The organism is Pseudomonas sp. A-B-19 (assembly GCF_019947515.1).
In the GTDB taxonomy this organism is placed as follows: domain Bacteria; phylum Pseudomonadota; class Gammaproteobacteria; order Pseudomonadales; family Pseudomonadaceae; genus Aquipseudomonas.
In genome coordinates this window covers 111368-138268 of record NZ_JAGYGN010000006.1, presented here as the reverse complement: position 1 = coordinate 138268, position 26901 = coordinate 111368, and the positions used below count along the sequence as shown (strand labels likewise).

27 protein-coding genes are annotated in these 26901 nt (G+C 60.7%); 2 read left to right on the top strand and 25 right to left on the bottom strand.

The genetic code is table 11. The features are described from left to right. Nucleotide 1: 1 nt before the first annotated feature. The 14 genes from KGA81_RS09070 to KGA81_RS09005 form a co-directional block, all read right to left on the bottom strand. Nucleotides 2–970 (bottom strand): GTP 3',8-cyclase MoaA, encoded by a 969-nt coding sequence (locus KGA81_RS09070; RefSeq protein WP_223545538.1) that lies wholly within the window; start codon nucleotides 968–970, stop codon nucleotides 2–4. A 137-nt stretch (nucleotides 971–1107) separates the two neighbouring features. Beyond that, complete coding sequence (locus KGA81_RS09065) at nucleotides 1108–1746, bottom strand: TetR/AcrR family transcriptional regulator (protein WP_108215361.1); 639 nt, start codon at nucleotides 1744–1746, stop codon at nucleotides 1108–1110. A gap of 387 nt (nucleotides 1747–2133) precedes the next feature. Continuing rightward, nucleotides 2134–2922, bottom strand: a complete 789-nt coding sequence (locus KGA81_RS09060) for a TatD family hydrolase (RefSeq protein ID WP_223545537.1) — start codon at nucleotides 2920–2922, stop codon at nucleotides 2134–2136. Nucleotides 2923–2994: 72 nt separating this feature from the next. Further along, a complete protein-coding gene (locus KGA81_RS09055; RefSeq protein ID WP_223545536.1) occupies nucleotides 2995–3981 on the bottom strand; it encodes a DNA polymerase III subunit delta' in 987 nt (328 codons plus the stop codon). Continuing rightward, nucleotides 3974–4606 carry a dTMP kinase gene (tmk, locus tag KGA81_RS09050; RefSeq protein WP_223545535.1) on the bottom strand — a complete coding sequence of 211 codons (633 nt, stop codon included), beginning with the start codon at nucleotides 4604–4606 and terminating at the stop codon, nucleotides 3974–3976. The genes KGA81_RS09055 and tmk overlap by 8 nt, the downstream gene beginning before the upstream one ends. A 19-nt stretch (nucleotides 4607–4625) precedes the next feature. Further along, nucleotides 4626–5858 carry an endolytic transglycosylase MltG gene (gene mltG / locus KGA81_RS09045; protein WP_223545534.1) on the bottom strand — a complete coding sequence of 411 codons (1233 nt, stop codon included), beginning with the start codon at nucleotides 5856–5858 and terminating at the stop codon, nucleotides 4626–4628. 3 nt (nucleotides 5859–5861) lie between these two features. Continuing rightward, nucleotides 5862–6677: an aminodeoxychorismate lyase gene (gene pabC, locus KGA81_RS09040; protein WP_223545533.1), complete on the bottom strand. Its 816-nt coding sequence runs from the start codon at nucleotides 6675–6677 to the stop codon at nucleotides 5862–5864. After that, nucleotides 6677–7921 (bottom strand): beta-ketoacyl-ACP synthase II, encoded by a 1245-nt coding sequence (fabF, locus tag KGA81_RS09035; protein WP_223545532.1) that lies wholly within the window; start codon nucleotides 7919–7921, stop codon nucleotides 6677–6679. The genes pabC and fabF overlap by 1 nt, the downstream gene beginning before the upstream one ends. A 109-nt stretch (nucleotides 7922–8030) precedes the next feature. Next, nucleotides 8031–8267: an acyl carrier protein gene (acpP, locus tag KGA81_RS09030; RefSeq protein WP_003175607.1), complete on the bottom strand. Its 237-nt coding sequence runs from the start codon at nucleotides 8265–8267 to the stop codon at nucleotides 8031–8033. 197 nt (nucleotides 8268–8464) lie between these two features. Continuing rightward, a complete protein-coding gene (fabG, locus tag KGA81_RS09025) occupies nucleotides 8465–9205 on the bottom strand; it encodes a 3-oxoacyl-ACP reductase FabG (RefSeq protein WP_223545531.1) in 741 nt (246 codons plus the stop codon). 16 nt (nucleotides 9206–9221) lie between these two features. Continuing rightward, nucleotides 9222–10160, bottom strand: coding sequence for an ACP S-malonyltransferase (gene fabD, locus KGA81_RS09020; RefSeq protein ID WP_223545530.1), 939 nt, complete (start codon nucleotides 10158–10160; stop codon nucleotides 9222–9224). 124 nt (nucleotides 10161–10284) lie between these two features. Continuing rightward, entirely contained in the window at nucleotides 10285–11295 is a 1011-nt protein-coding gene (plsX, locus tag KGA81_RS09015) for a phosphate acyltransferase PlsX (RefSeq protein ID WP_223545529.1), read from the bottom strand. 4 nt (nucleotides 11296–11299) lie between these two features. After that, nucleotides 11300–11482, bottom strand: coding sequence for a 50S ribosomal protein L32 (gene rpmF / locus KGA81_RS09010; protein ID WP_003179396.1), 183 nt, complete (start codon nucleotides 11480–11482; stop codon nucleotides 11300–11302). 13 nt (nucleotides 11483–11495) lie between these two features. Beyond that, nucleotides 11496–12023: a YceD family protein gene (locus KGA81_RS09005; RefSeq protein ID WP_008050439.1), complete on the bottom strand. Its 528-nt coding sequence runs from the start codon at nucleotides 12021–12023 to the stop codon at nucleotides 11496–11498. 105 nt (nucleotides 12024–12128) lie between these two features. Here KGA81_RS09005 and KGA81_RS09000 point away from each other — a divergent pair, with 105 nt between their 5' ends. After that, nucleotides 12129–12707 (top strand): Maf family protein, encoded by a 579-nt coding sequence (locus KGA81_RS09000; RefSeq protein WP_223545528.1) that lies wholly within the window; start codon nucleotides 12129–12131, stop codon nucleotides 12705–12707. A gap of 129 nt (nucleotides 12708–12836) precedes the next feature. On the opposite strand, the gene KGA81_RS08995 is transcribed toward KGA81_RS09000, so the two are convergent. The 3 genes from KGA81_RS08995 to rluC are packed head-to-tail and all read right to left on the bottom strand — an operon-like array spanning nucleotide 12837 to nucleotide 15462. Next, entirely contained in the window at nucleotides 12837–13826 is a 990-nt protein-coding gene (locus tag KGA81_RS08995) for a S49 family peptidase (RefSeq protein ID WP_223545527.1), read from the bottom strand. 24 nt (nucleotides 13827–13850) lie between these two features. Then, complete coding sequence (locus tag KGA81_RS08990) at nucleotides 13851–14513, bottom strand: HAD-IA family hydrolase (RefSeq protein WP_223545526.1); 663 nt, start codon at nucleotides 14511–14513, stop codon at nucleotides 13851–13853. After that, on the bottom strand, nucleotides 14500–15462 hold the full coding sequence (gene rluC, locus KGA81_RS08985; RefSeq protein ID WP_223545525.1) for a 23S rRNA pseudouridine(955/2504/2580) synthase RluC: 963 nt from the start codon (nucleotides 15460–15462) through the stop codon (nucleotides 14500–14502). The genes KGA81_RS08990 and rluC overlap by 14 nt, the downstream gene beginning before the upstream one ends. 702 nt (nucleotides 15463–16164) lie before the next feature. Between rluC and rne the strand changes: the two genes are divergently transcribed. Beyond that, the gene (rne, locus tag KGA81_RS08980; protein WP_223545524.1) at nucleotides 16165–19431 is read left to right on the top strand and encodes a ribonuclease E; all 3267 of its coding nucleotides are present in this window, start codon (nucleotides 16165–16167) and stop codon (nucleotides 19429–19431) included. Between the two features lie 165 nt (nucleotides 19432–19596). On the opposite strand, the gene KGA81_RS08975 is transcribed toward rne, so the two are convergent. The 8 genes from KGA81_RS08975 to KGA81_RS08940 form a co-directional block, all read right to left on the bottom strand. Next, on the bottom strand, nucleotides 19597–20187 hold the full coding sequence (locus tag KGA81_RS08975; RefSeq protein WP_223545523.1) for a nucleotidyltransferase family protein: 591 nt from the start codon (nucleotides 20185–20187) through the stop codon (nucleotides 19597–19599). Further along, complete coding sequence (locus KGA81_RS08970) at nucleotides 20184–21167, bottom strand: XdhC family protein (protein WP_223545522.1); 984 nt, start codon at nucleotides 21165–21167, stop codon at nucleotides 20184–20186. The genes KGA81_RS08975 and KGA81_RS08970 overlap by 4 nt, the downstream gene beginning before the upstream one ends. Continuing rightward, complete coding sequence (locus tag KGA81_RS08965; protein WP_223545521.1) at nucleotides 21167–23497, bottom strand: xanthine dehydrogenase family protein molybdopterin-binding subunit; 2331 nt, start codon at nucleotides 23495–23497, stop codon at nucleotides 21167–21169. Before KGA81_RS08965 ends, KGA81_RS08970 begins: the two co-directional genes overlap by 1 nt. Then, nucleotides 23494–23964 carry a (2Fe-2S)-binding protein gene (locus KGA81_RS08960; RefSeq protein WP_223545520.1) on the bottom strand — a complete coding sequence of 157 codons (471 nt, stop codon included), beginning with the start codon at nucleotides 23962–23964 and terminating at the stop codon, nucleotides 23494–23496. The genes KGA81_RS08965 and KGA81_RS08960 overlap by 4 nt, the downstream gene beginning before the upstream one ends. Nucleotides 23965–24472: 508 nt before the next feature. Continuing rightward, complete coding sequence (murB, locus tag KGA81_RS08955; protein WP_223530340.1) at nucleotides 24473–25492, bottom strand: UDP-N-acetylmuramate dehydrogenase; 1020 nt, start codon at nucleotides 25490–25492, stop codon at nucleotides 24473–24475. Continuing rightward, nucleotides 25489–25953 (bottom strand): low molecular weight protein-tyrosine-phosphatase, encoded by a 465-nt coding sequence (locus tag KGA81_RS08950; protein ID WP_223545519.1) that lies wholly within the window; start codon nucleotides 25951–25953, stop codon nucleotides 25489–25491. The genes murB and KGA81_RS08950 overlap by 4 nt, the downstream gene beginning before the upstream one ends. Further along, complete coding sequence (kdsB, locus tag KGA81_RS08945; RefSeq protein ID WP_223545518.1) at nucleotides 25953–26717, bottom strand: 3-deoxy-manno-octulosonate cytidylyltransferase; 765 nt, start codon at nucleotides 26715–26717, stop codon at nucleotides 25953–25955. Before kdsB ends, KGA81_RS08950 begins: the two co-directional genes overlap by 1 nt. Continuing rightward, nucleotides 26714–26899 carry a Trm112 family protein gene (locus KGA81_RS08940; RefSeq protein ID WP_003179363.1) on the bottom strand — a complete coding sequence of 62 codons (186 nt, stop codon included), beginning with the start codon at nucleotides 26897–26899 and terminating at the stop codon, nucleotides 26714–26716. The genes kdsB and KGA81_RS08940 overlap by 4 nt, the downstream gene beginning before the upstream one ends. Nucleotides 26900–26901 lie beyond the last annotated feature (2 nt).

Below are 26901 nucleotides of genomic sequence, written 5' to 3'. Positions count from 1 at the left end.
TTCAGCCGCCGATAATCTTCATGACAGTCGCTCCACCGGAGAACGCCACTTCCTGCTTATCGCCCAAGGCTTTCACCAGGAGCCTCTGCAAGGCTGGAAGTGCTTGATGGCGTGGCTTGTCCAGCAGGTCGCCGATGTAATGGCGATTGCTCGACGACAGGCAGCCATGCAGCCACCCGGTGGAAGATAAACGCAAGCGTGAACAGGTCCGGCAGAAAGGTACGCTCTCGTTGGCGATCACGCCGAAATAACCCTGGCCGGGGATTTCATAGCGCACCGCTGTCGCATCGACAGGCGCGTCGGCCTGCCGGTATTCGTAGCGCTCGGCAATCAGGCTCAACAGTTGCTGGAGGCTGACGAACTGCTGCAGAAAGGCATTGGAATCGCTGGCCAGATGGCCCATGCGCATCAGCTCGATGAAGCGCAGTTCATAACCACGCTCCAGACAGTAATCAAGCAGCGGCATCACTTGATCGAGGTTCTGCCCGCGCAGCGGCACCATGTTGACCTTGATCTTCATGCCGGCCGCACTGGCCTCGCTCATGCCGTTGAGCACTGTGGCCAGGTCGCCGCCCCGGGCAATGGCACGGAACGCACTGGCGTCAAGGGTATCGAGGGAAACGTTGAGGCGCCGAATGCCGGCGTTCACCAGCAGCGGCAGTTTCTTCGCCAGCAACTGGCCATTGGTGGTCAGGCTGATGTCTTCCAGGCCCATCTGCCCGACCGCCGTCATGAACGCTTCGAGTTTCGGGCTGACCAGCGGCTCGCCGCCGGTAATGCGCAGACGCTCGATCCCCGCCGCTTCAATCAGATACGCCACACCGCGCGCCATGGCTTCGGCCGACAACTCATCCTGCGCAGCCACCAGCCGCTTGCCATTGGGCACACAGTAGGTACAGGCGTAATTGCAGGCTGAGGTCAGGCTGATTCGCAGGTTGCGAAAACGCCTGCCTTGACGGTCAACGATCATGGGCACTCCGGCGGAAGAATATCGGGCCGCTAAAACTTGACTCAGAAATCAAGTTTTAGCAAGTCCTCTACCTGAGTATATTCCTGCGGCACTGCGCCAAGTAGCGAAATAATGGCGCAATAAGGCAACTGAATGGCTCAGCTGCCGGGAGTGTCGGTGTCGCGCTTGCGCTTGTTACCCATGCGCACGCCGATATCCATCAGGAACTGGAAGAAACCTTCCTGATCTTCCAGCACGTTGCTCCAGAACGGCGAGTGGTACAGCGCGACGGCACCGTGCACCAGCGCCCAGGCCGCGCAGTAATGGAAGTAAGGCGGCACGTCTTCCAGCTTGCCTTCGCTGATCCGGCCTTTGATCAGCAGGGTCAGGCGTTCGAAATTCGAGGCACGGATCTTGTGCAGTTCCTCGATCATCTCCGGCACCTGGTTGCCCTTGACTACTTTTTCTTCGAGGCGGTCGAACAGGCGATAGCGTTGTGGATCGCGCATGCGGAATTCGAAGTACGCCCGGGACAGGGCTTCCTTGTCTTTGTCGACATCGGCCGAATGCAGCAGCGTGTTCAAATCGCGCTCGTAGTCGAGCATCAGGCGCAGATAGATTTCCGCCTTGGACTTGAAGTGCTTGTAGATCGTGCCTTTGCCGATACCGACGGCATCAGCGATCATCTCGACGGTGACACTGTCTTCACCCTGTTCGAGGAACAGCTTGAGCGCGGTATCGAGAATTTCCTGCTCGCGGCGACGAAACTCACGGACCTTACGAGGTTCTTTATGCATAAGAAAAGGTCTGTCGGGGTCAAAATTCGAAGCCGCGTATTATGCCTAACTTGCGCAAAAATGCACGGATCATCCGACCATATCTGCGCTTTCTGGTCATTTTGCGTACGTTTGCAGGTTGATGAGAACCCTTCCGAAGCGCACGTATTCCAAATTTGTTTAAAAACCCTGACCAGCAAACTGGACGAGGCGCAATCCTGATCAATACTTCAACTGTCGGCGGGGCATCTCCCCCAAGTGTCACGCCGATATTGGTACCAACGGACCGCGTACCATTGTTTTACTCCTAATGGTCTTAACCCGGATTCACCCCCCAGAACCCGGGTTTTTTTTGCCTGCGATTTAACCTTGTTGGAGCGAGCCTGCTTGCGAAAGCGGATTCGATCCCTAAACCGATTTCACATGCGCCAGGGGAAACAACCGCTTGAAGTTCTCAGTGGTCTGCTCGGCAAACCGCTCGTAGGGCTCACCACGCAACATTGCCAGAAATTCCGCAACTTCACGCACGTACTGCGGCAGGTTTGGCTTGCCGCGATAGGGGATCGGCGCCAGGTAAGGCGAGTCGGTTTCCACCAGCAATCGGTCGGCCGGCACCTTGCTGGCCACATCGCGCAACGCATCGGCATTGCGGAAAGTGACAATCCCGGACAGGGAAATGTAATAGCCCATGTCCAGTGCAGCCTTCGCCATTTCCCAGTCTTCGGTAAAGCAATGCAATACGCCTGCCTGGGGCAACGCCGCTTCACGCAACAAGTCCAGGGTGTCGGTGCGGGCACCACGGGTGTGGATGATCACCGGTTTGCCGGTCTGCTGCGCCGCTTGCAGGTGCAGGCGAAAGGATTGCTGCTGCAACTGCGCCGCTTGCGGCTCGTAGTGGTAATCCAGGCCGGTTTCGCCGATGGCGACCACCCGCGGGTGATTGAGCTCCTGCAACAGCCAGTCCAGCGCCGGCGCGGCACCCGGCTGTACATCCAGAGGGTGTACGCCTACCGAGCAGTCGACGTCGTCATAACGTTCGGCCAGGGCCTTGACGTCGGCCGCGTTGTCCGCGCTGACACCGATACACAGAAAGTGCCCTACCCCGCGTTGTCGGGCCGCATCAAGGGCGGCATCCAGGGAGCCGTCGTGGGCGGCCAGGTCGAGGCGATCGAGGTGACAATGGGAATCTACAAGCATAAAGGGCTGCAACTTACGTCGAGTGGGTGGGACGGGCGGATATTCTGATACTCGGAGTCTAGGCGCGGACAGTCATCTTTGGCCAGGCAACGATGCCCATTGCACCAGCAATGCCTCCAGCAGCAAGGCCGGATTGAGGTTGGCCTTGCTCAAGACTTTCTGCCTTTGGGCGAGGATCCAGTCCTGAATATCGAGGACTTTGCCCTGGGCGCTTTTCTGCGCCAGGTATTGCACGACCTTGCGCATGTCGGCAAGGCCCAGTCCAGCCTCGTCCTGGGTCAACTGATAGCGCAGGACCAGGCTCGACCAATCGCAGAACCAATCGAACAGGCGCAACATCGGAATGTTTTTCCACTCTTCGGCCAGTTGCGTCGGTGACTGCTGTTGCTTGAGGAGCTTTTTCACCCCTTCTACCACCTGCGCGCGCTGTTCACGCACGCCCTGGCCCTGAAGACTGACCGCTGCCAGTGGCGAACCGGCGGCCAGCGTCAGCAGTTCGACGCGTTCTTCTTCTGAACACTCCGGCAACGCCTGGGCCAGCCATTTCAAGCTCATGGCCTCGCCCGGCAGCGGACAGGCCTGCTGCACGCAGCGACTCTTGATGGTTGGCAACAAGCGGCTCGGCTGATGACTGACCAGCAATAAAACGGTATCGCCGGACGGTTCTTCAAGGCTTTTGAGCAAGGCGTTGGCGGCATTGATGTTCATCGACTCGGCCGGCTCGATGAGCACCACTTTGCGCCCGCCCAACTGCGCAGTCTGCACCACGAAACCGACCAGATCGCGAACCTGATCGACCTTGATCGCCTTGTCGGCTTCTTCCGGTTCCAGGATGTAGTTATCCGGGTGGCTGCCAGCCTTGAGCAGCAGACAGGATTTGCATTCACCGCAGGCGTCCAGCGCGTTCGGGCGCTGGCACAGCAAGCTGGCCATCAGGCGCTCGGCCAGTGCCCGCTTGCCAATCCCGGCCGGGCCATGCAGCAGGTAGGCATGTGCATGCTGGGCGCGACCGGCCAGTTGCTGCCAGAGGTTTTCCTGCCACGGATAGGCCTCAGCCACGGCTCAACTCCAGCAGGCGCGGCAGCAAGGCATCCAGCGACTGCTGAACCTGTGCCAACGGTTGGGCAGCATCGACCAGCACATAACGCGCCGGATCCGCCTCGGCCCGCTTGAGGAAGGCTTTGCGTACGGCATCGAAAAAGGTCCGGCCTTCGCGTTCGAAGCGATCCAGACGACCGCGAGCACTGGCGCGGGCCAGACCGACCTCGACAGGCAGATCGAAAATCAGCGTCAGGTCCGGGCGCAGATCGCCCTGAACGAAGGTTTCCAGGGTCGCGATGCGCTCCAGCGACAAGCCACGGCCGCCGCCCTGGTAGGCGTATGTCGAATCGGTGAAACGATCACACAAGACCACGGCACCGCGGACCAGCGCCGGGCGAATCACCTCGGCCAGGTGCTGGGCACGCGCCGCGAACACCAGCAGCAACTCGGTATCCGGGTTCATGACTTCATCGACCGGGGCCAGCAGCACTTCACGGATGCGCTCGGCCAGCGGCGTGCCACCCGGCTCGCGGGTCAGCAGCACCTCGGCGCCAGCGGCGCGCAGGCGCTCGGCCAGGTATTCGCGATTGGTGCTCTTGCCGGCGCCTTCCGGGCCTTCCAGCGTAATAAACAAGCCAGTCACAGGCAGTCCTTAGTCAGAGTCATTGCGGGCTATTCGGTGCGTTGGCATCGAGTTCCGGCACTTCAGGGGCCGGCGCAGGATCTTGCGCCGGCACTTGCGGCAGCGCCTCGGGAGCCGTGTTCGGTGAAGCGGCCGGGATCGGAGCCACATCTTGCGAAGACCTGGCCTCCTGCGTACCGCTTTGATCAGCCTCGGTTGGCGGCGTCTCGGGCGTGGAGGCGGGCGCCGGGCTGGAGCGGTAATCGGCACGACGCTTGAGCTGGAACTCCTTCACAGCATTGTTGTGAGCGTCCAGGTCGTCGGAGAACACGTGAGTGCCATCACCACGCGCCACGAAGTACAGGCTGTTGCCTTCCACCGGATTGAGTGCCGCATGGATGGCTTCGCGACCGACCATCGAAATCGGCGTCGGCGGCAGGCCCGCATTCATGTAGGTGTTATAGGGCGTCGCTTCCTTGAGATGAGACCGGGTCAGCTTGCCGTTGTAGCGGTCGCCAAGGCCGTAGATCACCGTCGGATCGGTCTGCAGCAGCATGCCCATCTCCATGCGTCGTACGAACACGCCGGCAATTTTCCCGCGCTCCTGCGGAACGCCGGTTTCCTTCTCCACCAGCGAGGCCATGATCAGCGCCTGGTAGGGTTCGGTGTACGGCACATCCGCTGCGCGCTGCTCCCATTCCTTGGCGAGCACTTCGTCGAGGCGCTCGTAAGCGGTTTTCAGCAGCTCGACATCGGACATGCCACGCACGTAACGATAGGTGTCAGGAAAGAAGCGCCCTTCCGGGAAAGTCCCGCTGTGGCCGAGCTTGTCCATGACCTGGCTGTCGCTCAACCCGTCGAGACTATGGTCGAGCTTCTCTTCTTTGGCCAGCGCTGCACGGACCTGGCGGAAATTCCAGCCTTCGACCAGGGTCAGGCTGTACTGAACCATTTCCCCGCGTTTCCACAGGTCGATCAGGCCTTCGACGGTCATGCCCGGCTTCATGCGGTATTCACCGCTGTGCAGGGGTTGCCTGGCGAGGTTGAATCGCCAGTATACCCGCAGCCAGAATGCGTCCTTGATGACACCATCGGCTTCGAGTCGGTAGAAGGTGCGGGTCGGCGTGGTGCCCTTGGGCACATCCAGCAATTGTTCCTGGGCAACGTTCAGCGGCTGTACCAGCGCCGAATGAATTTTCCAGGCGGAAGCACCCAACAGCAGCCCCGCCAGAACCAGTCCGGTTTCCAGCAGCAGCAAGAATTTACGTCTCACGTATCAAGCATCCAGTAGCGCACGGGCGATGGTTTGGAGTTTACGTGTGAGCGGCCCAACCGGCCAGTGAAGAGCAGCACAGGCGCGCACCGGCCAAACGCCATACACGCTGTTGCAGATAAATACTTCGTCAGCCCATTGCAGTTGTTCGAGGGGAATGTCGGTGATTTGCGTGGGGATTCCCAGCGTCCTGGCCTGAAACAATATTTCGCCACGCATCACGCCGGCCACGCCGCAGCGCTTGAGGTCGGCGGTGACGAGTACACCATCACGCACCAGGAACAAATTGCTGAACACGCCTTCAATCACGCGCCCGGCCTGATCGAGCATCAAGCCTTCGGCATGCTCGGCATCCTGCCATTCGGCACGGGCGAGGACCTGTTCAAGACGGTTCAGGTGCTTGAGGCCGGCCAGTAGTGGCTGTCTGGACAATCGCGTGGTGCACGGAAACAGACGAACACCCTGCTCGCCATGCACGACTGGGTAAGCCGCGGGTGGATTGCCTTGCAGAATGCGTCGGGCCTGAGCCGAAGGATCCGGGGCGTAACCGCGCAGACCGTCGCCACGAGTGAGGATGAGCTTGAGCACCCCGTCACCCAGTGCCGCGGCGTAGGCCAGCAGTTCGCTGCGGATCAACGCCTGATCGGCGGCAAGCGCCAGACGCGAACAGCCGTCCGCCAGACGCGCCAGATGCCGATCCAGCAATACGGGCTGCCCGTTGCGCACGGCGATGGTCTCGAACAGACCATCGCCATAAGCCAGGCCGCGATCCTTCAGCGACAAAGCGTCAGCCGGCTGACCGTCGACCCAGCTGTCCATCAGCCTGCGAACCGGCGGAACACCAGCGAACCGTTGGTGCCGCCAAAACCGAAGGAGTTGGAAACGACCACATCGATATCCATGTTGCGCGCCGTGTGCGGCACGAAATCGAGGTCGCAGCCTTCGTCCGGTTCATCGAGGTTGATGGTCGGCGGCGCTACCTGGCCGTTGATCGCCAGCACGCTGAAAATCGCCTCGACCGCGCCCGCCGCACCCAGCAGGTGGCCGGTCATGGACTTGGTGGAACTGACGGCCAGCTTGTAGGCGTGGTCGCCGAACACCGACTTGATCGCATTGACTTCGGCCAGGTCGCCTGCGGGAGTCGAGGTGCCGTGAGCGTTGATGTGCTGCACTTGATCGCCGTTGATTTTGGCATCGCGCAGCGCATTGGTGACGCAACGAGCAGCACCGGCGCCATCGACTGGCGGCGAGGTCATGTGGTAGGCATCGCCACTGGTGCCGAAGCCGATCAGCTCGGCGTAGATGGTCGCACCACGGGCCTTGGCGTGTTCCAGCTCTTCCAGAACCAGCGCACCGGCACCGTTGGACAGCACGAAGCCATCACGGCCCTTGTCCCACGGACGGCTGGCGCGGGTCGGCTCGTCATTGCGGGTCGACAGCGCGCGGGAAGCACCGAAACCGCCCATGCCCAGACCGCAGGCCGCCATCTCGGCGCCGCCGGCGATCATCACGTCGGCTTCGTCGTACATGATATTGCGAGCTGCCATGCCAATGCAGTGGGTACCAGTGGTACAGGCCGTGGCGATGGCGTAGTTGGGTCCCTGTGCCCCCAGATGGATCGACAGGAAACCGGAAATCATATTGATGATCGAGCCTGGCACGAAGAACGGAGAGATCCGTCGCGGGCCGGTCTCGTGCAGGGTGCGGGCGGTTTCTTCGATATTGGTCAGACCGCCAATACCCGAGCCCATGGCCACACCGATACGCTCACGGTTGGCGTCGGTGACTTCCAGGCCGGCATTGCGTACCGCCTGAAAACCTGCGGCCAGACCGTACTGAATGAACAGGTCGAGCTTGCGGGCTTCCTTGACCGACAGGTATTCCTCGACATTGAAGCCCTTTACCGAGCCGCCAAAACGGGTGGAATAGGCAGAAAGGTCGGCGTGTTCGATCAGACCAATGCCACTGCGGCCAGCCAGAATGCCCTGCCAGCTGCTTGGCACATCCGTGCCCAGTGGCGACAACATACCCATACCGGTGACTACGACGCGTCTACGCGACACAGCACTCTCCTTTTTTCAAATGACGACTTTGCATCAGGCCTAAAGAAAAAACCGCACGCCGTGATAGCAGTGCGGTTTTTCCATGACAGCGAGCAACGATTACAAACTATTACGCCTGGTGGCTAGTAACGTAGTCGATTGCAGCTTGTACGGTAGTGATCTTCTCGGCTTCTTCGTCAGGGATTTCGGTCTCGAATTCCTCTTCCAGAGCCATCACCAGCTCAACGGTGTCAAGGGAGTCGGCACCCAGGTCTTCTACGAAGGAAGCAGTGTTGACCACTTCTTCTTCTTTAACGCCCAGTTGCTCAGCAACGATTTTCTTGACGCGCTCTTCGATGGTGCTCATACCTTGTTTTCACTCCTAATGGACAAATTCAGGCAGCTGGCCAGTGGGTAAGTGTATAGAAAGACTTTTCAGCTTTTCAACTGAAAGCTTCACTCCTCAAACCCGGTGACCCTATGCCTATAAAATAGATTGCAGCTTTATAACGGATTTTAGACAGCTCGTATGACATTTTTTTGAAGCAATCCGTCACATTTGAATTACATGTACATCCCGCCGTTCACCGGGATTGTAGCTCCGGTAACGTAAGCCGCACCGTCCGACGCAAGAAAAGCGACCACGGACGCGATCTCTTGAGCCTGCCCCAGGCGCCCCAGCGGAATCTGCGTCTGCAAGGCTTCACGCTGTGCCTCGGGCAATTCACGGGTCATATCGGTATCGATGAACCCTGGGGCCACCGAGTTTACCGTAATCGAACGCGAACCGACTTCACGGGCCAGAGCACGGCTGAAACCTTCCAGGCCGGCCTTGGCGGCAGCGTAGTTTACTTGGCCTGCGTTGCCCATGGCACCCACAACCGAACCAATACTGATAATTCGGCCCCAACGGGCTTTGGTCATGCCGCGCAAAACGCCCTTGGACAGGCGGAACAGACTGTTCAGGTTGGTATCGACAACGTCGTGCCACTCGTCGTCTTTCATGCGCATCATCAGGTTATCGCGGGTGATGCCGGCATTATTGACCAGGATCGCTGGCGCACCGAACTGCTCCTGAATGCTCGCCAGGACTGCAGCCACGGACTCGTCGCTGGTGACATTGAGTTCAAGGCCGGTGCCCTGAATGCCGTGTTCTTTCAGGGTGGCGGCAATGCGCTCGGCACCCGACGCGGAGGTCGCGGTACCCACAACGATGGCGCCCTGACGACCCAGTTCCAGGGCGATGGCCTGGCCGATGCCACGGCTGGCACCGGTGACCAGTGCAACTTTACCTTGCAGACTCATGCAAGCTTCTCCTGATTCAGGCCAACGCTGCACGGGCGGCAGCGAAAGCGTCTGGGGTATTGAGGTTGGATGTCGACACGCCTTCGGCGCAACGCTTGTTCAGACCGGCCAACACTTTGCCCGGACCGCACTCGACCAGGCTGGTCGCGCCCTTGGCGGCCAGCGCCTGGACCGATTCAACCCAGCGTACTGGCTTGTACAGCTGTTCGAGCAGATCGCGCTTGAGGGTTTCCAGATCGGCCGGCACATCGGCACTGACGTTCTGTACCACAGGAATCTGCGGTGCCTGCCAGTCGATAGCGGCGATGGATTCGGCGAAACGTTCGGCAGCCGGACGCATCAGCTCGCAATGGGACGGCACGCTGACCGGCAACGGCATGGCGCGCTTGGCGCCACGTGCCTTGCAGCCTTCAATGGCGCGCTCGACGGCAGCCTTGGCACCGGCGATGACCACCTGGCCCGGCGAGTTGAAATTCACCGCGCTGACCACTTCGCCTTGCGCCGCTTCGGCACAGGCTGCCAGTACGTCGGCATCGTCCAGGCCCAGGATGGCAGCCATACCGCCTTGTCCGGCCGGCACGGCTTCCTGCATCAGCTGGCCACGACGTTCGACGAGCTTCACTGCATCGCCCAGGCTCAGACTGCCTGCCGCGACCAGCGCGCTGTATTCACCCAGGCTGTGCCCGGCAACGTATGCCGGGCGCGCACCACCCTCCGCCAGCCACAGACGCCACAGGGCGATCGAGGCAGTCAGAATGGCCGGCTGGGTTTTATCGGTTTGATTGAGTTGCTCTTCCGGCCCTTGCTGGGTCAGTGCCCACAGGTCGTAACCCAGTGCATCGGAAGCTTCTTTGAATGTTTCGAGAACAACCGGATGTTGCGCGCCCAGCTCGGCCAGCATGCCGAGGGACTGCGAACCCTGTCCTGGAAAGACGAATGCGAGGGAAGCAGACATGTAACAAGCCCCTAATGATCTTGTCGTCGGAGAATTGGCGTCCCGCTTGGGGGCGCAAGAAACTGACAGTTGGATGGCCCTTCGAACCAACCGGTCACATTTAAGCATTGTCCGACGAAAACGCCTAAAGCAATAAATCCTCGAGACGACCGTGAATGCGCTCGGGCAGGTTTTCCTGAATTTCGATCAGAGCACGCTGAATGGCGCTTTGAAAACCCTGCACTCCAGCAGAACCGTGGCTCTTCACCACGATCCCCTGCAATCCGAGAAAGCTCGCACCGTTATGCCGGGCAGGTGCCAGATCGGCCTGCAGACGTTTCATCAAGGGCAGCGCCAGCGCGCCGACCATGCGAGAGGCTACGTTCTTTCTGAACAACGCCTCGATGCGCCCGGCAATCATGGTCGCCAGGCCTTCGCTGGATTTGAGCAGGATGTTGCCGACAAAACCGTCACACACCACCACATCCGCTTCGCCGCGGTACAAACCATCACCTTCGACGAAACCGATGTAATTGATGCCGCGAGCCGCCTGTAACAAAGTGGCGGCCAGCTTGACCTGCTGGTTGCCCTTGATGTCTTCGGTGCCGATATTCAGCAACGCCACCCGTGGACGGGCGATGCCCAGCGTTTGCGCAGCAACCGAGCCCATGACTGCAAACTGCAGCAGATGCTCGGCACTGCAATCGACGTTGGCACCCAGGTCGAGCAATTGGCAGTAACCCTTCTGTGTCGGAATCGCCGCCACCATGGCCGGACGATCAATACCCGGCAAGGTCTTGAGCACGAACCGCGACAACGCCATCAACGCCCCGGTATTACCGGCACTGACACAGGCCTGGACTTTGCCGTCGCGCAACAATTCCAGGGCTACACGCATCGACGAGTCAGGTTTGCCACGCAAGGCCTGGGCGGGTTTTTCGTCCATGGTAATGACTTCGCTCGCCGGGGCAATCGACAGGCGCGCGCGATCCACAGCCGAATGGCCAGCGATCAATTCTTCAAGCAAGGAGGGTTGACCGACGAGGGTCAGGTGCAGCGAGGGTGTAGCAGACAGGCAAGCAAGGCACGCCTGAACAATGCTGCGGGGACCGAAGTCCCCGCCCATTGCGTCAATCGCGATGACTTGAGCGGACAAGTGATTACTCGTCAGCGCCCTTGTCGATCACTTTACGGCCACGGTATACGCCTTCTGGCGATACGTGGTGACGCAGGTGAACTTCACCGGTGGTTTTTTCTACAGACAGGGTGCTAGCCTCGAGAGCGTCGTGCGAACGGCGCATGTCACGGGCAGAGCGGGATTTTTTGTTCTGCTGAACAGCCATAATTGATTAACTCCTAAACGTTTGGGTCACGCTTTAACTGCGCCAATACACTGAACGGGTTGGACCGCGTTACCTCGTCCTCGCTCGGTTCGGGCTCATCGAGACCCGCCGGCTGCTGGCATTCTTCCGGATGATGAGCAGGCACAATGGGCAAGGCGAGCAGAAGCTCCTCCTCGATCAGTGACTGCAGATCCAAAGGATCTTCGCCCAGTTCCAGCACGTCATAACCTTTCGGCAACGACTGGGTATTCGCACCCTCCTTCACCACGGCGTAACTGCATTCGCTGTGGATCGGCAGGGTGACCAGCTCAAGACAACGCTGGCAAACCATTTTGACTTCAGTGTCGATAAAGCTGTGGATGACCACAGATTTACGTTCATCTCGTTCAAAAACGAATTTAGCCTGCACCGTACCGACATTGTCGGAAAGCGGGTCGCAGAGTCTCTCCAAATCGGCCAGCAGCATTTCACCTTGAAGGGTGGTGCCACGATCAGCCAATTTGCGCGGGTCAACGTGAGGTGGAATCGGGTCATTCAACATAGGCGCAGCATTATAGGGATGCACCCGCCCATGTCAAAGGAAATTCAGCCCTGTCCGTCACTTGCAAGCCTCGCTAGAATCCGCACCTGCCTTCTGGAGATGCGCATGTTGCCTTTATTACTCGCTTCAGGCTCGACCTATCGCCGGGAATTGCTGGCCCGCTTGCAGCTGCCTTTCACGTGCAGCTCGCCGGATATCGACGAAAGCCATCGCCCAGGCGAATCCGCCATCGAGCTGGTCAAGCGCCTCGCCGAAGAGAAAGCGCGCGCCCTGGCCGACAGCCATACCGCTCATCTGATAATCGGCTCCGATCAGGTCGCCGTACTGGGAGAGCGGATTATCGGAAAGCCCCACAGCTTCGAAAAGGCCCGCGAACAACTGCTGGCCGCCAGCGGTGCCCGCGTGACATTCCTGACCGGCCTGGCTCTGCTCAACAGCCAGACCGGACACTGCCAGGTCGATTGCGTGCCATTCACCGTACACATGCGCACACTCGACGCGGCCCGCATCGAACGCTACCTGCACGCCGAGCAACCCTACGACTGCGCAGGCAGCTTCAAGGCCGAGGGGCTGGGGGTAAGCCTGTTTCAAAGCACGGAAGGCCCTGACGCCACCAGCCTGATCGGCCTGCCACTGATTCGCTTGATCGATATGCTACTGGCCGAAGGCGTGCAAATCCCGTAGGAGCCGGCTTGCTGGCGAACCAGGCGACGCGGTGTATCAGGCATGCCGCCTTCGCTGGCAAGCCAGCTCCTACAGTTCATGCAAACGCAAAAAAACCGACAATTGCCGGTTTTTTGTGCATTCGAAAGATCAGCGCAACGACGGACCGTTAAAGCCCATCCACATCGCCAAATGCTCAGCCACGCTGGCACCGAGCTTTTTCGAGAAGCGATCGAACGGCGATTCCTGAACAGTGAAGTCCACCAGTTCTTTCTCACCGATCACATCCCGCGCAACCGAACTGGCATTGCCCAGCCCATCGATCAACCCCAGCGGCAGCGCCTGCTCGCCGGACCAGACCAGACCGGAGAACAGCTCCGGATGCTCCTTGTCCTTCAGGCGATCGCCGCGCCCCTGCTTGACACTGCTGATGAACTGCTTGTGGGTCGTATCGAGCACGCCCTGCCAGAAGGCGGTTTCTTCCGGCTTTTGCGGCAGGAACGGATCGAGGAACGACTTGTGTTCGCCAGCGGTGTAAGTGCGCCGCTCGACGCCCAGCTTCTCCATGGTGCCGACAAAACCATAACCGGCCGCCGTCACACCGATGGAGCCGACCAGGCTGGCCTTGTCGGCGTAGATCTGATCTGCCGCGCTGGCGATGTAATAAGCACCGGAAGCCCCGAGATCGGAAATGACCGCATAAAGCTTGATGTCCGGGTGCAGGCCACGCAGACGACGAATCTCGTCATAGACATAACCCGACTGCACCGGACTGCCGCCCGGGCTGTTGATGCGCAGGATGACGCCCTTGACCTTCTTGTCCTCGAAAGCCGCGCGCAGGCTGCCAACGATATTGTCTGCGCTGGCCGGCTCCTTGTCGGCAATCATGCCTGTCACATCGATCAACGCCGTGTAATTGGCACTGAGGGTAGCGGCCTTCTCCATATCCATCAGCGGCGAAAACAGGGCAATGGCGCCGAACAGATACACAAAAGTCAGTGATTTGAAGAATATCCCCCAGCGACGGGACCGGCGCTGCTCCTGTACGCTGGCCAGCAGCGTCTTTTCCAGCAGCTTCCAGCTCTTGTCGTCACCGCTCTCTGCGCTCGCCTTGGCGGGCGCCTTCCATTCGTCGGTCATGCCATCCACCCCAAATACAACCGGTTAAGCCCGCTGACCCAGCCAGGCATGCAATTCTGAAAAACGGTCGATAGCCAGTCGCGGCTCATACAACTTCAACGCATCGATCGATTGGGCACCATAACTGACGGCCACCGAGCCCATGCCGGCGTTGCGCGCCATCTGCAAATCGAAGGACGAATCACCGACCATCAACGCCTGTTCCGGGCGAACCTCGCAATGGGCCAGGATTTGCTCGAGCATCAGCGGATGGGGCTTGCTGGCGGTCTCGTCGGCAGCGCGGGTGATATCGAAGTAATTCTCCCAGCCATGGGACTTCAACACCCGGTCCAGCCCGCGACGGGCCTTGCCGGTCGCCACGGCCAGATGATAACCCTCGGCACGAAATGCCTCGAGCGACTCGACCACACCCTCGAACAGCGGCGAAGGCACTGCTTCCGAAGCAATGTAATGTTCGGCATAGTGCTCGCGGAATGCGATCAACTCGCCATCACCAATCTCGGGATACAGGGTGCGGATCGCTTCCGGCAAGCCCAGGCCGATGATGCCCTTGACGGCAAAATCATCGCGCTGCTCAAATCCGGAGCGCTGCGAGGCAACGTGCATGGCCTCGACAATCCGGCCAATGGAATCGGCCAGTGTGCCGTCCCAATCGAAGATCAGCAGCTTGTAATCAGAAGGGCGCACTCAATCGCTCCACAGTCTTGGCCCACATATCGTCGACCGGGGCCTGCAACTTCAACTCGCCGCCATCCGGCAACGGCACAGTCAGCATGTAGGCATGCAGAAACAGGCGCTTGCCGCCCAGATCGCGAATTTCCTTACTGAAACCTTCGTCGCCATACTTGGTGTCGCCAGCGATGCAATGCCCGGCATGAAGGGTGTGGACACGGATCTGGTGAGTCCGGCCGGTAATCGGCTTGGCTTCGATCAGGGTGGCAAAGTCGCCGAAGCGGCGCAGGACCTTGAACACCGTCACGGACTCCTTGCCCTCCTCCTCGTCGACCTCGACCATGCGCTCGCCGGAACGCAGATTGCTCTTGCCCAGCGACGCACGGACTTGCTTGATCGAGCTCGCCCAGTTACCGCGGACCAGCGCCATGTAGCGCTTGTCGACGCCATCACCGCGCAACGCAGTGTGCAAGTGGCGCAACATGCTGCGCTTCTTGGCGATCATCAACAGGCCGGAGGTATCACGGTCGAGACGGTGAACCAGCTCGAGCTCCTTGCAATCGGGGCGCAACTGACGAAAGGCTTCGATCACCCCGAAAGTCAGGCCGCTACCGCCGTGCACAGCAATGCCCGCGGGCTTGTTGATCACGATCAGGGCCTTGTCTTCGAAGACAATCGAGGCTTCGAGTCGCTGCAGCAGGCCTTGTGCCAGTGGCACCGGCTCGTCGCGCTCGGGCACGCGAACCGGCGGCACGCGCACGATATCGCCCGCCTGCAGCTTGTACTCGGGCTTGATCCGACCTTTGTTCACCCGCACTTCGCCTTTGCGCAAAATGCGGTAAATCAAGGTCTTGGGCACGCCTTTGAGTCGGGCGAGAAGGAAATTATCAATACGTTGGCCGGCATATTCCGGCGAGACCTCAAGCAGTTGTACGCTTGGAGTCGGGGGGGTTGTCGTCGTCATGCCGCGGATGATAACAATTTTTTATGGAATTGAAGCACTTAATCATTGCTGCTATAGTCGCGAACGTCGCCAAAAGCGGCCTGGGCAGCGGACCAACGGTCAAAAACCGGCCCTGACCAACGCAATTCACCAGGACGCGAGGCCGTCCTACGCGGCTTTCGCTACGTAACGGTGGAGTTTGCAGGTGTAACGAGCGCAGGTGACATGAGGCCTGAATCACGCCACAAAGCAGAGTTTCCCACTCGTTTTGCGAGCCATATTCACGGCCAGTTCACAAAGTGCAGTCAGCTGCGAATGACCCCGAGCGAAAGCATCGGAAACAACGCCTAAATTAGCCATGATGCGTGACCTCCCCTTTCGGAGCTCACGGTAAATGCCAACCCGCTGCGGATTCTGCGCGCGGCAGCACCCGAATTATCAGGGATACGTGTAGGGTGGAGATGCACAACCGCCGGACTGTGTAGCAACAGGCTTTCTCAAGACGCTTCATCTCGTCCACAGCCGCTGGTTGATTCCTCCTCCTGACTGAGTGCTTAAGTAGCCACAGCAAGCAGGACGCGTACGTCGCGATGAAGGCCCACATTGGCCGGACTTCGCTGGACACGGGAAATGGCCAACCACTCCCGACGCACCTGACACCGACCGTGAGAAGTCGTGTGTGCCGAACGCCGTTTCCGGCAGCCCGGAAACCGACGGTACTACATGAAAAGAATGCTGATTAACGCAACTCAACCCGAAGAGTTGCGTGTTGCACTGGTAGATGGCCAGCGCCTTTACGACCTGGACATCGAATCCGGTGCACGCGAGCAGAAGAAGGCCAACATCTATAAAGGCCGGATTACTCGCATCGAACCAAGCCTTGAGGCTGCCTTTGTCGATTTCGGCTCTGAGCGCCACGGCTTCCTGCCCCTCAAAGAAATCTCCCGCGAATACTTCAAGAAAGCCCCGGAAGGTCGTGTCAACATCAAGGACGTCCTGAGCGAAGGCCAGGAAGTCATCGTTCAGGTCGAAAAAGAAGAGCGTGGCAACAAGGGCGCCGCCCTGACCACCTTCATCAGCCTGGCCGGTCGTTACCTGGTGCTGATGCCGAACAACCCGCGTGCCGGCGGCATTTCCCGTCGCATCGAAGGCGAAGAGCGCAATGAACTGCGTGAAGCGCTGAACGGTCTGGTTGCCCCGGCCGACATGGGTCTGATCGTGCGTACTGCCGGCCTGGGCCGCAGCAGCGAAGAAATGCAGTGGGACCTCGACTACCTGCTGCAACTCTGGACCGCCATCAAGGAAGCCTCGCTGGACCGCGCCGCGCCGTTCCTGATCTACCAGGAAAGCAACGTGATCATCCGCGCGATCCGCGACTACCTGCGCCAGGACATCGGCGAAGTGCTGATCGACAGCGTCGAAGCCCAGGACGAAGCCCTGACCTTCATCCGCCAGGTGATGCCGCAGTACGCCAGCAAGATCAAGCTGTACGAAGACAGCGTTCCGCTGTTCAACCGCTTCCAGATCGAAAGCCAGATCGAAACCGCTTTCCAGCGCGTCGTCGAACTGCCTTCCGGCGGTTCCATCGTCATCGATCCGACCGAAGCCCTGGTGTCCATCGACATCAACTCGGCGCGCGCCACCAAAGGCAGCGACATCGAAGAAACCGCCCTGCAAACCAACCTTGAAGCGGCTGAGGAAATCGCCCGTCAGTTGCGCCTGCGCGACATCGGCGGCCTGATCGTCATCGACTTCATCGACATGACCCCTGCCAAGAACCAGCGCGCCGTGGAAGAGAAAGTCCGCGAATGCCTGGAAGCCGACCGCGCCCGCGTGCAAGTCGGTCGCATCTCGCGCTTCGGCCTGCTGGAAATGTCCCGTCAACGCCTGCGTCCATCCCTGGGCGAAAGCAGCGGCATCGTCTGCCCGCGTTGCAACGGCACCGGCATCATCCGTGACGTTGAATCGCTGTCCCTGGCGATCCTGCGCCTGATCGAAGAAGAAGCCCTGAAAGACCGTACCGCCGAAGTTCGTGCACAAGTGCCGATCCCGGTGGCTGCGTTCCTGCTCAACGAAAAACGCAACTCGATCACCAAGATCGAACTGCGCACCCGTGCCCGCATCGTCATCCTGCCGAACGATCACCTCGAGACGCCGCACTTCGAAGTGCAGCGCCTGCGTGATGACAGCCCGGAAGCGGCCACCAACCAGTCCAGCTACGAAATCGCCGCTGCCGCTGCCGAAGTGGAAGAAGTCCAGCCAGCCGCTGCGACCCGCACCCTGGTTCGCCAGGAAGCCGCGGTCAAGACGGCGCCGGCCCGCGCCAACGCTCCGGTTCCGACCGAAGTTGTCGCGCCGGCCCCTGCACCGGTTGCCGTGCCAGAGCCAAGCCTGTTCAAAGGCCTGGTGAAGTCGCTGGTCAGCCTGTTCGCCACCAAGGAAGAGCCTGTCGCACCGGTTGTGGTTGAAAAGCCTGCCGCCGAGCGTCCGGCCCGCAACGAAGAGCGTCGCAACGGTCGCCAGCAAAGCCGCAACCGCAACGTTCGCCGCGATGAAGATCGCAAGCCCCGCGAAGAACGTGCACCGCGTGAAGAACGTGCACCACGTGAAGAACGCGCACCGCGTGAAGAGCGCCAGCCACGCGAAGTTCGCGAGCCTCGCGAGTCCCGTGAAGAAACTCCGGCAGTCGCCCGCGAAGAACGCGCACCACGCGCTCCTCGTGAAGAACGTGCACCGCGCGCTCCGCGTGAAGATCGCAAGCCACGTGGCGAGCGCGAAGAACGCGTTCGTGAACTGCGCGAGCCTCTGGATGCCGCTCCGGCTGCTCCAGCCGCCGCTGTCGCCACTGCTACCGCTGAAGAGCGTCCGGCTCGCCAGCCACGTGAAGAACGCGCGCCACGCCCTCCCCGTGAAGAGCGTCAGCCACGTGCCGAACAAGCTGCCCCTGTCGAAGCCGAAGAAGAACTGACCACCAACGAAGAGCAACTGCAGGAAGACGGTCAGGAAAGCGCCGAGGGCGATCGTCCACGTCGCCGCTCCCGTGGCCAGCGTCGTCGCAGCAACCGTCGCGAGCGTCAGCGTGACGCCAACGGCAACGTGATCGAAGGTTCGGAAGAGTCCGAGTCCGGCGAAAACGCCGAAGCACCAAGCGTTGCCGATCTGGCCGCCGGCCTGGCTGTCACCGCAGCCGTCGCCAGCAGCGTGATCAGCGCGCCAGCCGAAGCACAGGCCAACGAGCAAGCCGAACGCGCCACTGCCGCGACCCTGGAAACAGCTCCGGTTGAAGCGCCAGCCGTTGAAGCGACCACCCCGGTCGAATTCACTGCGTCACCGGAAATCGAAGTGGCACCAGCGCCTGAGGCACAGCCTGCCTTTGAAGCGGCTGCCGAGCCGGTTGCAGTGGTTGAAGCACCTGACGTGGTTGCAGAAGCCGTCGTTGAAACCGTGACTGAAAACGTGCGTGAAGTTCGCGAAGAGCAAACCGCGTTCAACTGGGTTGCCGAGCCAGCCGTCGCTGAAACCGCTGCACCAGCTGTTGAAACCCCAGTGGCTGAAGCCATGGTTTCCGAGCCGGTGGTTGCCGCCGCAGAACCGGCTCCAGCGCCGGTGGTTGAAGCGCCAGTCGTTGAAGCACCGGTTGTTGCCCAAGCACCTGCACCGGTAGTCGAGGCCGCGCCTGTCAGCGCCCTGACGCCAAGTGGCCGTGCGCCTAACGACCCACGCGAAGTGCGTCGTCGCAAGCGTGAAGAAGAGCGCCTGCAGAAGGAAGCCGAACTGGCTGCCGCTGCGGCTCCAGCTGAAACGGCCGTCGCTGCAGAGCCTGCACCGGTTGCTGCTGAAGTGGTTGAGGCAGCGCCTGCCCCGGCCGCTGAAGTGGCTGCCGAGCCGGCTGAGTCGGTGATCCACGAAGCACCGCGCTCCGTTCAGGAAGCGGTAGAGCAACACGAGCAAGCCGAGGAAAAAGAACACGAGACTAAACCTCTCGTCTGATTCCATCGGCCACTGAAAAGCCCCGCCTGGTGATCCAGGCGGGGCTTTTTTTATATCGGCGGTCAGGAGGACAGACCGCGTTATCGTTCTTCGCTGGCAAACCAGCTCCTACACAGATATTTGGCCATCACCTGTAGGAGCTGGCTTGCCAGCGAATGCGATGTGTCAGGAAAAGCCTAATCTGGCCGGCACATCCACATCCCACAACACACCGGGATCCGCCACTGCCACCTCAACCACCCGCCCCTGGGCGAACAACGGTTTGGCGCCACGATCTCCCGATAGCGCCATCAATCCCGCTGCGAAGTCCCTTCCGAACCCGACCGGATGCCCGTACTCACTGCCCTGCACGGGCACGCTGATACTGTCACCGCCAATACCTGCCACCACCTGCTCGATACTGGACGGCAGGATGAAAGGCATATCCCCCAGCACTATCAGCCAGCCATTGAGCTCCTTGCAGGCAGCGACCCCGGCGGCAATGCTGTCGCCCATTCCCGTCGATTCGATCAGCACAATCTCGCAACCATAGGCCTGAGCCATGCGAATCACTTGCGGGCGGTCAGCAGTGGTCACCAGTACGCGCTTGTCCAGCACCGCCGGCAGGTTGACCAAGGTGTGCTCGATGACTGATCGAACCGCACCGTCACGACCGGTGCAGTCCACCAGCAGCTTATCCTTATCGTCACCCGCCACCTGACGAAACCGGCTGCCCTGCCCCGCCGCCAGCACGATGACGCCAATGGACTCGTTCATACTCTCTCCCGCAAGACTTTCTTCTGCTTCAGTTCGACGCCGTTTTTGACCGCCACGATTTCCGCCATGAGCGACAAGGCAATTTCCGCTGGATTATGACTGCCAATGTGCAAACCGATCGGACCATGCAAGCGGTCAATCGCCGGTTGCGACAAACCCAGTTGAGCCAGGTTTTCCCGGCGCTTCTGGCTGTTGACCCGCGACCCCAGCGCCCCGACGTAAAAAGCCCTGGAATCCAGGGCCGTGAGCAGCGCCATGTCGTCCAGGCGCGGATCATGGGTCAAGGCCACGATGGCCGTGCGTTCATCGGTCTGGATATTCAACACCGCCTCATCCGGCATGCCCGAAACGAATCGTCCGTGTTGCTCCTCCCAGCCGTAGACGAACTCGCTACGCGGATCGCAAATCAACACCTCGAAATCCAGCAGGCGGGCCATTTCGGCGACATAGCGCGATAGCTGCCCTGCGCCGATCAGCAGCAAGCGCCAGCGCGGGCCATAGATCGCCCGCAAGGTCTGTCCGTCGAACGTCAAGACGTCAGCTTTATCGGCCGGCTGCAAAAGCACTTCGCCGGTGGCCAGGTTCAGTTCACGGGCAACGATTTCATGGGCCTCGCAACGGGCGAGCAATTGCTCGACCCAATCCCCATCGTCGATACGCTCCTCGGTCAAGCGCAAGGTGCCACCGCAGGGCAAGCCGAAACGTGCGGCTTCCTCGCGGGTCACGCCGTAGGTGATCAATTGCACCGGCGGCCCGTCGAGCGCAAGGCGCCCGTCGTGCAGCCGGGCGATCAAGTCATCTTCGACACACCCGCCCGAGACCGAACCGATCACCACGCCGTCTTCGCGCAAGGCCAGCATGGCGCCGGGTGCCCGGGGCGCGGTGCCCCAGGTTTCGACCACGCTGTACAACACCACCCGCTGTCCGGCGCGGTGCCATTGCAACACGCTGCGCAGGACGTTCAGATCGACGCTGTCCATCAGGCTTCGGCCTTCTGCCAGCCCGACAGCTGATAACGAACCGGCAGGCTGCGGATGCGTTTGCCAGTGGCCGCAAAGATCGCATTGCACAGTGCCGGCGCAATCGGCGGCACACCCGGCTCACCGACACCGCCCAATGGCACGTCGCCCGGCGGCGTCACCAGATGCACGGCCACCTCTTTTGGTGCCAGGGACATGCGCGCCACTTCGTACATGTGGAAGTTATCCTGCTGGACCTTGCCATCCTTGAAGCTGATTTCCCCCAGCACCGCATTACCCAGGCCCATGACACAGGCGCCTTCGAACTGCGCGCGAATCCGCTCGGGATTGATCTGCGGCCCGCAATCGACGGCGATGTCGGCCTTGTGCACCACCAGCGTGCCGTCGTCTTTGACCTCCACCTCGATCACCGCCGCGACATACGTCACGAAGCTGTAATGCACTGCCAGGCCCAGACCGCGGCCCTTGGGCAACTCGCGCCCCCAACCGGCGGCTTTGGCGGCGGTCTCCAGTACCGTGCGCAGGCGCGCGGTGTCGATCGGATAACGCTCGGGGGATTCGCCGTAGTTCCACCCTTCACTCAAGGTGCGCGGGTCGATCTGACGGTCCGGACCGAGCAATCTGATCTGGTACTTCAGCGGGTCCTCACCGGCCTTGTGCGCCAGCTCATCGATAAAACTCTGGATCGCGAAACCATGGGGAATGTTCGACACCGAGCGATACCAGCCAACGCGGGTGTGCGCCGTAGCTTCGGGGTTCTCCAGGCGAATGTTGGGGATCGCATACGCCATGTTGGTGAATCCCATGCCCAGTTCGAACGCTGCCTCATGGTTCATGCCCGGTGCAAACAACGCGGTGATGCTCGGGGCCACCGTGCGGTGCAACCAGCCGGATGGCAGGCCATCCTTGTTCAGGCTGGCCTTGAGGTATTCGGCCGATACAGTGTGAAAGTAGGAACAATGGATGTCGTCTTCGCGGGTCCATTGCACCCGCACCGCTTTACCGGGGAATTCCCTGGCGAGGATGGCGGCTTCGATGATGAAGTCAGGCTTGGACTTGCGCCCGAACCCGCCGCCGAGCAAGGTCACGTTGAACGTGACCTTGTCGAACGGCAGGCCCAGGCGTTCACCGATCCGCTCCCGGGTGACCTGCGGTGCCTGGCTTGGCCCCCAGGCTTCACAGGCACCGTCCGTGAACCGCGCAATGGCGACCATCGGTTCCATCGGCGACTGTGACAAATGCGGCAAGTAGTAGGAAGCTTCCAGGGTGCTGCCGGCGCTGGCCATGGCCTTGTCGATGTTGCCGGTATTGCGCACCACCTTGCCGGGTTTGAGCGAGGCTGCTTCAAGTTCCTTGCGATAGGCGATCGAGTCGTAGCTGGCATTGGGGCCGTCGTCCCACTCGATTATCAGCGCCTCGCGGCCCTTGATCGCCGCCCAGGTATTGCTCGCCACCACGGCGATCCCGCCGAGCGGTTGAAATTCCGAAGGCAACGGACGGCTTTCGATCTGCACCACCTTGACCACACCGGGGACTTTCATCGCCGCGCTGCCATCGAAGCTTTTGACTTTGCCGCCATACACCGCGGGCCGAGCAATGGTCGCATACAGCATGCCGTCGAAATGCACGTCGGCGCCGTACACTGCACGTCCGTTGACGATGTCCTCCCCATCGATGGCCTTGGTGCCTTCCTTGCCGATGTAACGGAATTGCGCGGGTTGCTTGAGCTTCAGGCTGTCGCGGGCCGGAACCGGCAAGGCGCCTGCGGCAGAGGCCAGGGCGCCATATCCGAGCTCGCGGCCGGACGGCTCATGGACAACCTTGTGCAATTGCGCATGGCATTCGCCAACCGGCACTTTCCATTGCGCAGCGGCAGCCTGTTCGAGCATGGTCCGCGCAGCGGCACCGCAGCGACGCATCGGTTCGTACCAATGACGCATGCTGCGCGAGCCGTCGGTGTCCTGATTGCCGAAGCGCACTTCATCGCCGGGGGCCTGCTGCACCTTGACCATCGCCCAGTCGGCTTCCAGTTCATCGGCCACCACCATGGTCAAGCTGGTGCGCACGCCCTGGCCCATCTCCGAACGGTTGCAGATCACGGTCACCGTGCCGTCGGCGGCGATGCTCACATAGACTTTCGGATCGTCGACCCAGCCATGGGGCATGCCGTCGGCGCCGAATTTCTTCTCTTTCTCTTCGGCAAAGGCGTCCTGCCAGCCCCAGCTCGCCGCCAATACCAGCGCACTGGTGGCACCCACGCCTTTGAGGAAGCCACGGCGACTGAGCCGGCTCAGATTGCTCAGGGCGAAATCATTCGGTAACCGGCTCATGCCTTGGCCTCCTTCAGGTGAGTGGAAGCCTGGCGGATGGCGGTCTTGATTCTGTTGTAGGTGCCGCAACGGCAGATGTTGCCGACCATGGCTTCTTCGATCTGCTCGTCGCTCGGGTTCGGATGGGTCTTGAGCAGCGCCGTCGCCGACATGATCTGCCCGCCCTGGCAGAAGCCGCATTGGGCGACTGCCGTGTCGAGCCAGGCTTGCTGCACGACTTTGCCGATCGGGTCGGCGTGCAGGTTGTCGATGGTGCTGACATTCTGTCCGATCACTGAACCGATGGGCGTGATGCAACTGCGGGCCGGAGCCCCTTCGATATGAATGGTGCAGGCGCCACACAGGCCCATGCCGCAGCCGAACTTGGTGCCGTTGTAACCGGCCACGTCGCGGATCGCCCAGAGCAGCGGCATGTCCTCGGTGACGTCGAGTTGATGGTCTTGACCATTGAGTTTCAGGGTAATCATGGGCACGCCCGCATGGCTCTTCAGTTATGGGGTCGAGCAATCTGCCGCTGGATCTCGATGGGTCGCACGCAGATCGACTCAGGCTAATGGGCTCTCTTGTGCAGACGCAGCCGTCTGCACCGGGCCTTTGGTGGAGCAAGAGTGTGCATCGTTAGCTGACTAAGTTAACCGAGCATTAACAAAAAAGCCCGGCACAATAAACATTGTGCAGGGCTTTTTGATCCGTCCTGGAAGCTTAGGGGGCGTTCTCAATTAGTTTTCCCGTCGCGTTGTCGCCTTAAAGCGGGCCAGGCAAGGCGCAGGCCGCTGGGAATGGTTGTTCCCTTTCCAAGGCCTGCAACGCAGCCTGGCCCGCTTTAAGGCACAACCCGAAGGGCCGGGCCTGCTGTTGTGCAGGGCTGCGTTGCTCGAAGCTTATTTGGAATGACCAAACCACGCTTCTCGCGCCTTGCCCTGCACAACAGCAGGCCCGGCGCGGCGTGAAAACTAATTGAGAACGCCCCCTAACTCAATAGCGGTTCGGTTCCATTTCCAGATCGACATGGAAACGCTCGAAAATGTCTTTCTGGATGCGCTGCGCCAGATGGAGCAGTTGCATGCCGCTCGCGCTCCCGTAATTGACCAGCACCAGCGCCTGCAATTTATGCACGCCAGCGTCAGCCTCACGGAACCCCTTCCACCCTGCCCGTTCGATCAACCAGCCAGCGGCCAGTTTCATTCGACCGTCGGGTTGCGCATAGGCCACCAGGTCCGGGTACTCACCCTTGAGCCGCGCAGCCAGCGCCGCCGACACCAAAGGGTTCTTGAAGAAGCTGCCGGCATTGCCGAGTACGGCCGGGTCCGGGAGCTTTTCGTTGCGGATACTGCAAATAGCCTGGCTGACATCGCTGGCGGTCGGATGCTCGATGCCTTGTTCGGTCAGGCGCTGACGCACCGGGCCGTACTCCAGATGCAGATGCGCGGCGCGGTCGAGGGCGAAACGCACACGCAGGATCAACCAACGACCCGGCTCCTGTTTGAACAGGCTGTCGCGGTAAGCGAAGTTGCACTCTTGCAATGTGAAGTCACGCAGTTCGCCGCTCTGGCGATCGAGGGCGGTCAAGCCGGCGAACACGTCCTTGATCTCGACCCCGTAAGCGCCAATGTTCTGCATCGGTGCCGCACCGACAGTACCGGGAATCAGGCTGAGGTTTTCCAGGCCGGACAACCCCAGCGCCAGCGTGTGCTGCACAAAGGGATGCCAGGGCTCGCCCGCCTCGGCTTCGATCACCACTTTGCTGCCATCATCGCTGATCACGCGAATCCCGCACGTGGCCATGCGCAGCACCAGTGAATCGATATCCGCCGTCAGCAGCAGATTGCTGCCACCGCCGATCACCAGCACCGGAACCTCGTGTTCCAGCCCATAGGCCAGGGCTTCACGCACATCGGCGTCGCTATGGGCCTCAGCGAACAGCAAAGCCTCAACGTCCACGCCAAAGCTGTTGAACGGCTTGAGCGAAACCTGCGATTGAACCTGCAAACTCATAACCGTCCCTTTAATTCGATCACCAGTAAATCACTGGCGTGCTCGATCAGGTCCAGCACCTGCTCGAAGCCTTGCTCGCCGTCGTAGTACGGGTCCGGCACTTCATCGACTTGCGACGGGTAACGGCGCAGGAACAGGTCCAGCTCGGCCTTGCCCTTGGCCGGTTGCAAGGCCTCGAGGTTGCGCAGATTGCTGTTGTCCATCGCCAGGATCAGGTCGTAGGTGGCGAAATCGGCGCGGCTGACTTGCCGGGCGCGCTGGGCGGACAAGTCATAACCACGCAGTTTCGCCGCGGCCTGACTGCGCTTGTCCGGCGCCTTGCCGACATGCCAGTCACCGGTGCCGGCGGAAGCGACTTCGACCCGATCAGCCAGACCCGCTTCACGCAATTTGTGCCGCAGCACACCTTCGGCCGTGGGAGAGCGGCAGATGTTGCCCAGGCAGACGAACAGAACCCGCATCACGCCTCCAGCAGGCGACGAACGCGCTCGAGGTCTTCAATGGTGTCGACACCGGCTGGCGGGGCGATCAGTGCGTCGGCCACATGGATCCGCACGCCGTGCCACAGGGCACGCAGCTGTTCCAGGCACTCGGTGTTTTCCAGCCAGCATGGACCCCAGCTGACGAAATCCTGCAGGAAACCGGCGCGGTAGGCATAGATGCCGATATGGCGGCGGTACGGCACACCTTCGGGCAACTGCTCAGGGTTCACGGCGAACGCATCCCGCGCCCAGGGCAAGGTGGAGCGACTGAACGTCAGCGCCAGGCCATTGAGGTCGCTGACGACCTTGACCACGTTGGGATTGAACAGGGTGTCCACATCTTCGATCGGCTCGGCCAGGGTGGCCATGCGCGCTTCGGTATGTGCAGCCAGGTTGGCGGCGACCTGATCGATCACGCTCGGCGGGATCAGCGGTTCGTCGCCCTGGACATTGACCACGATGGCGTCGGGCGCCAGGCCCAGTTTCATCGCCACTTCGGCCAGGCGATCGGTACCGGAGTTGTGGTCTTCACGGGTCAGTACCACTTCGGCGCCGAAACCCTTGCAGGCCTCGATAATACGCGCGTCGTCGGTGGCCACCACCACCCGCTCGGCACTGCTTTTGCTCGCCTGTTCCCAGACGTGCTGGATCATCGGCTTGCCGGCGATCAGCAACAGCGGCTTGCCCGGCAGGCGGGTGGAGGCAAAACGCGATGGAATGACGACGGTAAAGGCTGTGGTCATTTATCCAGGCGCTCGTCGGTGGTCAGGGTGCGCGCTTCGGATTCGAGCATCACCGGGATGCCGTCGCGAATCGGATAGGCCAGGCCTGCGCCCTTGCTGATCAGCTCGGTCTTGTCGGCGCTGAGCTTGAGCGGGCCTTTGCAGACCGGGCAAGCGAGAATATCGAGCAATTTGGTGTCCATGA

Bases quoted from the DNA above. Each gene is read 5' to 3' on its own strand.
- KGA81_RS09070 (WP_223545538.1), bottom strand. From the start codon at position 970: ATGATCGTTGACCGTCAAGGCAGGCGTTTTCGCAACCTGCGAATCAGC.
- KGA81_RS09065 (WP_108215361.1), bottom strand. From the start codon at position 1,746: ATGCATAAAGAACCTCGTAAGGTCCGTGAGTTTCGTCGCCGCGAGCAG.
- KGA81_RS09060 (WP_223545537.1), bottom strand. From the start codon at position 2,922: ATGCTTGTAGATTCCCATTGTCACCTCGATCGCCTCGACCTGGCCGCC.
- pabC (WP_223545533.1), bottom strand. From the start codon at position 6,677: ATGGACAGCTGGGTCGACGGTCAGCCGGCTGACGCTTTGTCGCTGAAG.
- acpP (WP_003175607.1), bottom strand. From the start codon at position 8,267: ATGAGCACCATCGAAGAGCGCGTCAAGAAAATCGTTGCTGAGCAACTG.
- fabG (WP_223545531.1), bottom strand. From the start codon at position 9,205: ATGAGTCTGCAAGGTAAAGTTGCACTGGTCACCGGTGCCAGCCGTGGC.
- fabD (WP_223545530.1), bottom strand. From the start codon at position 10,160: ATGTCTGCTTCCCTCGCATTCGTCTTTCCAGGACAGGGTTCGCAGTCC.
- rpmF (WP_003179396.1), bottom strand. From the start codon at position 11,482: ATGGCTGTTCAGCAGAACAAAAAATCCCGCTCTGCCCGTGACATGCGC.
- KGA81_RS09005 (WP_008050439.1), bottom strand. From the start codon at position 12,023: ATGTTGAATGACCCGATTCCACCTCACGTTGACCCGCGCAAATTGGCT.
- KGA81_RS09000 (WP_223545528.1), top strand. From the start codon at position 12,129: ATGTTGCCTTTATTACTCGCTTCAGGCTCGACCTATCGCCGGGAATTG.
- KGA81_RS08995 (WP_223545527.1), bottom strand. From the start codon at position 13,826: ATGACCGACGAATGGAAGGCGCCCGCCAAGGCGAGCGCAGAGAGCGGT.
- rluC (WP_223545525.1), bottom strand. From the start codon at position 15,462: ATGACGACGACAACCCCCCCGACTCCAAGCGTACAACTGCTTGAGGTC.
- rne (WP_223545524.1), top strand. From the start codon at position 16,165: ATGAAAAGAATGCTGATTAACGCAACTCAACCCGAAGAGTTGCGTGTT.
- KGA81_RS08975 (WP_223545523.1), bottom strand. From the start codon at position 20,187: ATGAACGAGTCCATTGGCGTCATCGTGCTGGCGGCGGGGCAGGGCAGC.
- KGA81_RS08970 (WP_223545522.1), bottom strand. From the start codon at position 21,167: ATGGACAGCGTCGATCTGAACGTCCTGCGCAGCGTGTTGCAATGGCAC.
- KGA81_RS08965 (WP_223545521.1), bottom strand. From the start codon at position 23,497: ATGAGCCGGTTACCGAATGATTTCGCCCTGAGCAATCTGAGCCGGCTC.
- KGA81_RS08960 (WP_223545520.1), bottom strand. From the start codon at position 23,964: ATGATTACCCTGAAACTCAATGGTCAAGACCATCAACTCGACGTCACC.
- murB (WP_223530340.1), bottom strand. From the start codon at position 25,492: ATGAGTTTGCAGGTTCAATCGCAGGTTTCGCTCAAGCCGTTCAACAGC.
- KGA81_RS08950 (WP_223545519.1), bottom strand. From the start codon at position 25,953: ATGCGGGTTCTGTTCGTCTGCCTGGGCAACATCTGCCGCTCTCCCACG.
- kdsB (WP_223545518.1), bottom strand. From the start codon at position 26,717: ATGACCACAGCCTTTACCGTCGTCATTCCATCGCGTTTTGCCTCCACC.
- KGA81_RS08940 (WP_003179363.1), bottom strand. From the start codon at position 26,899: ATGGACACCAAATTGCTCGATATTCTCGCTTGCCCGGTCTGCAAAGGC.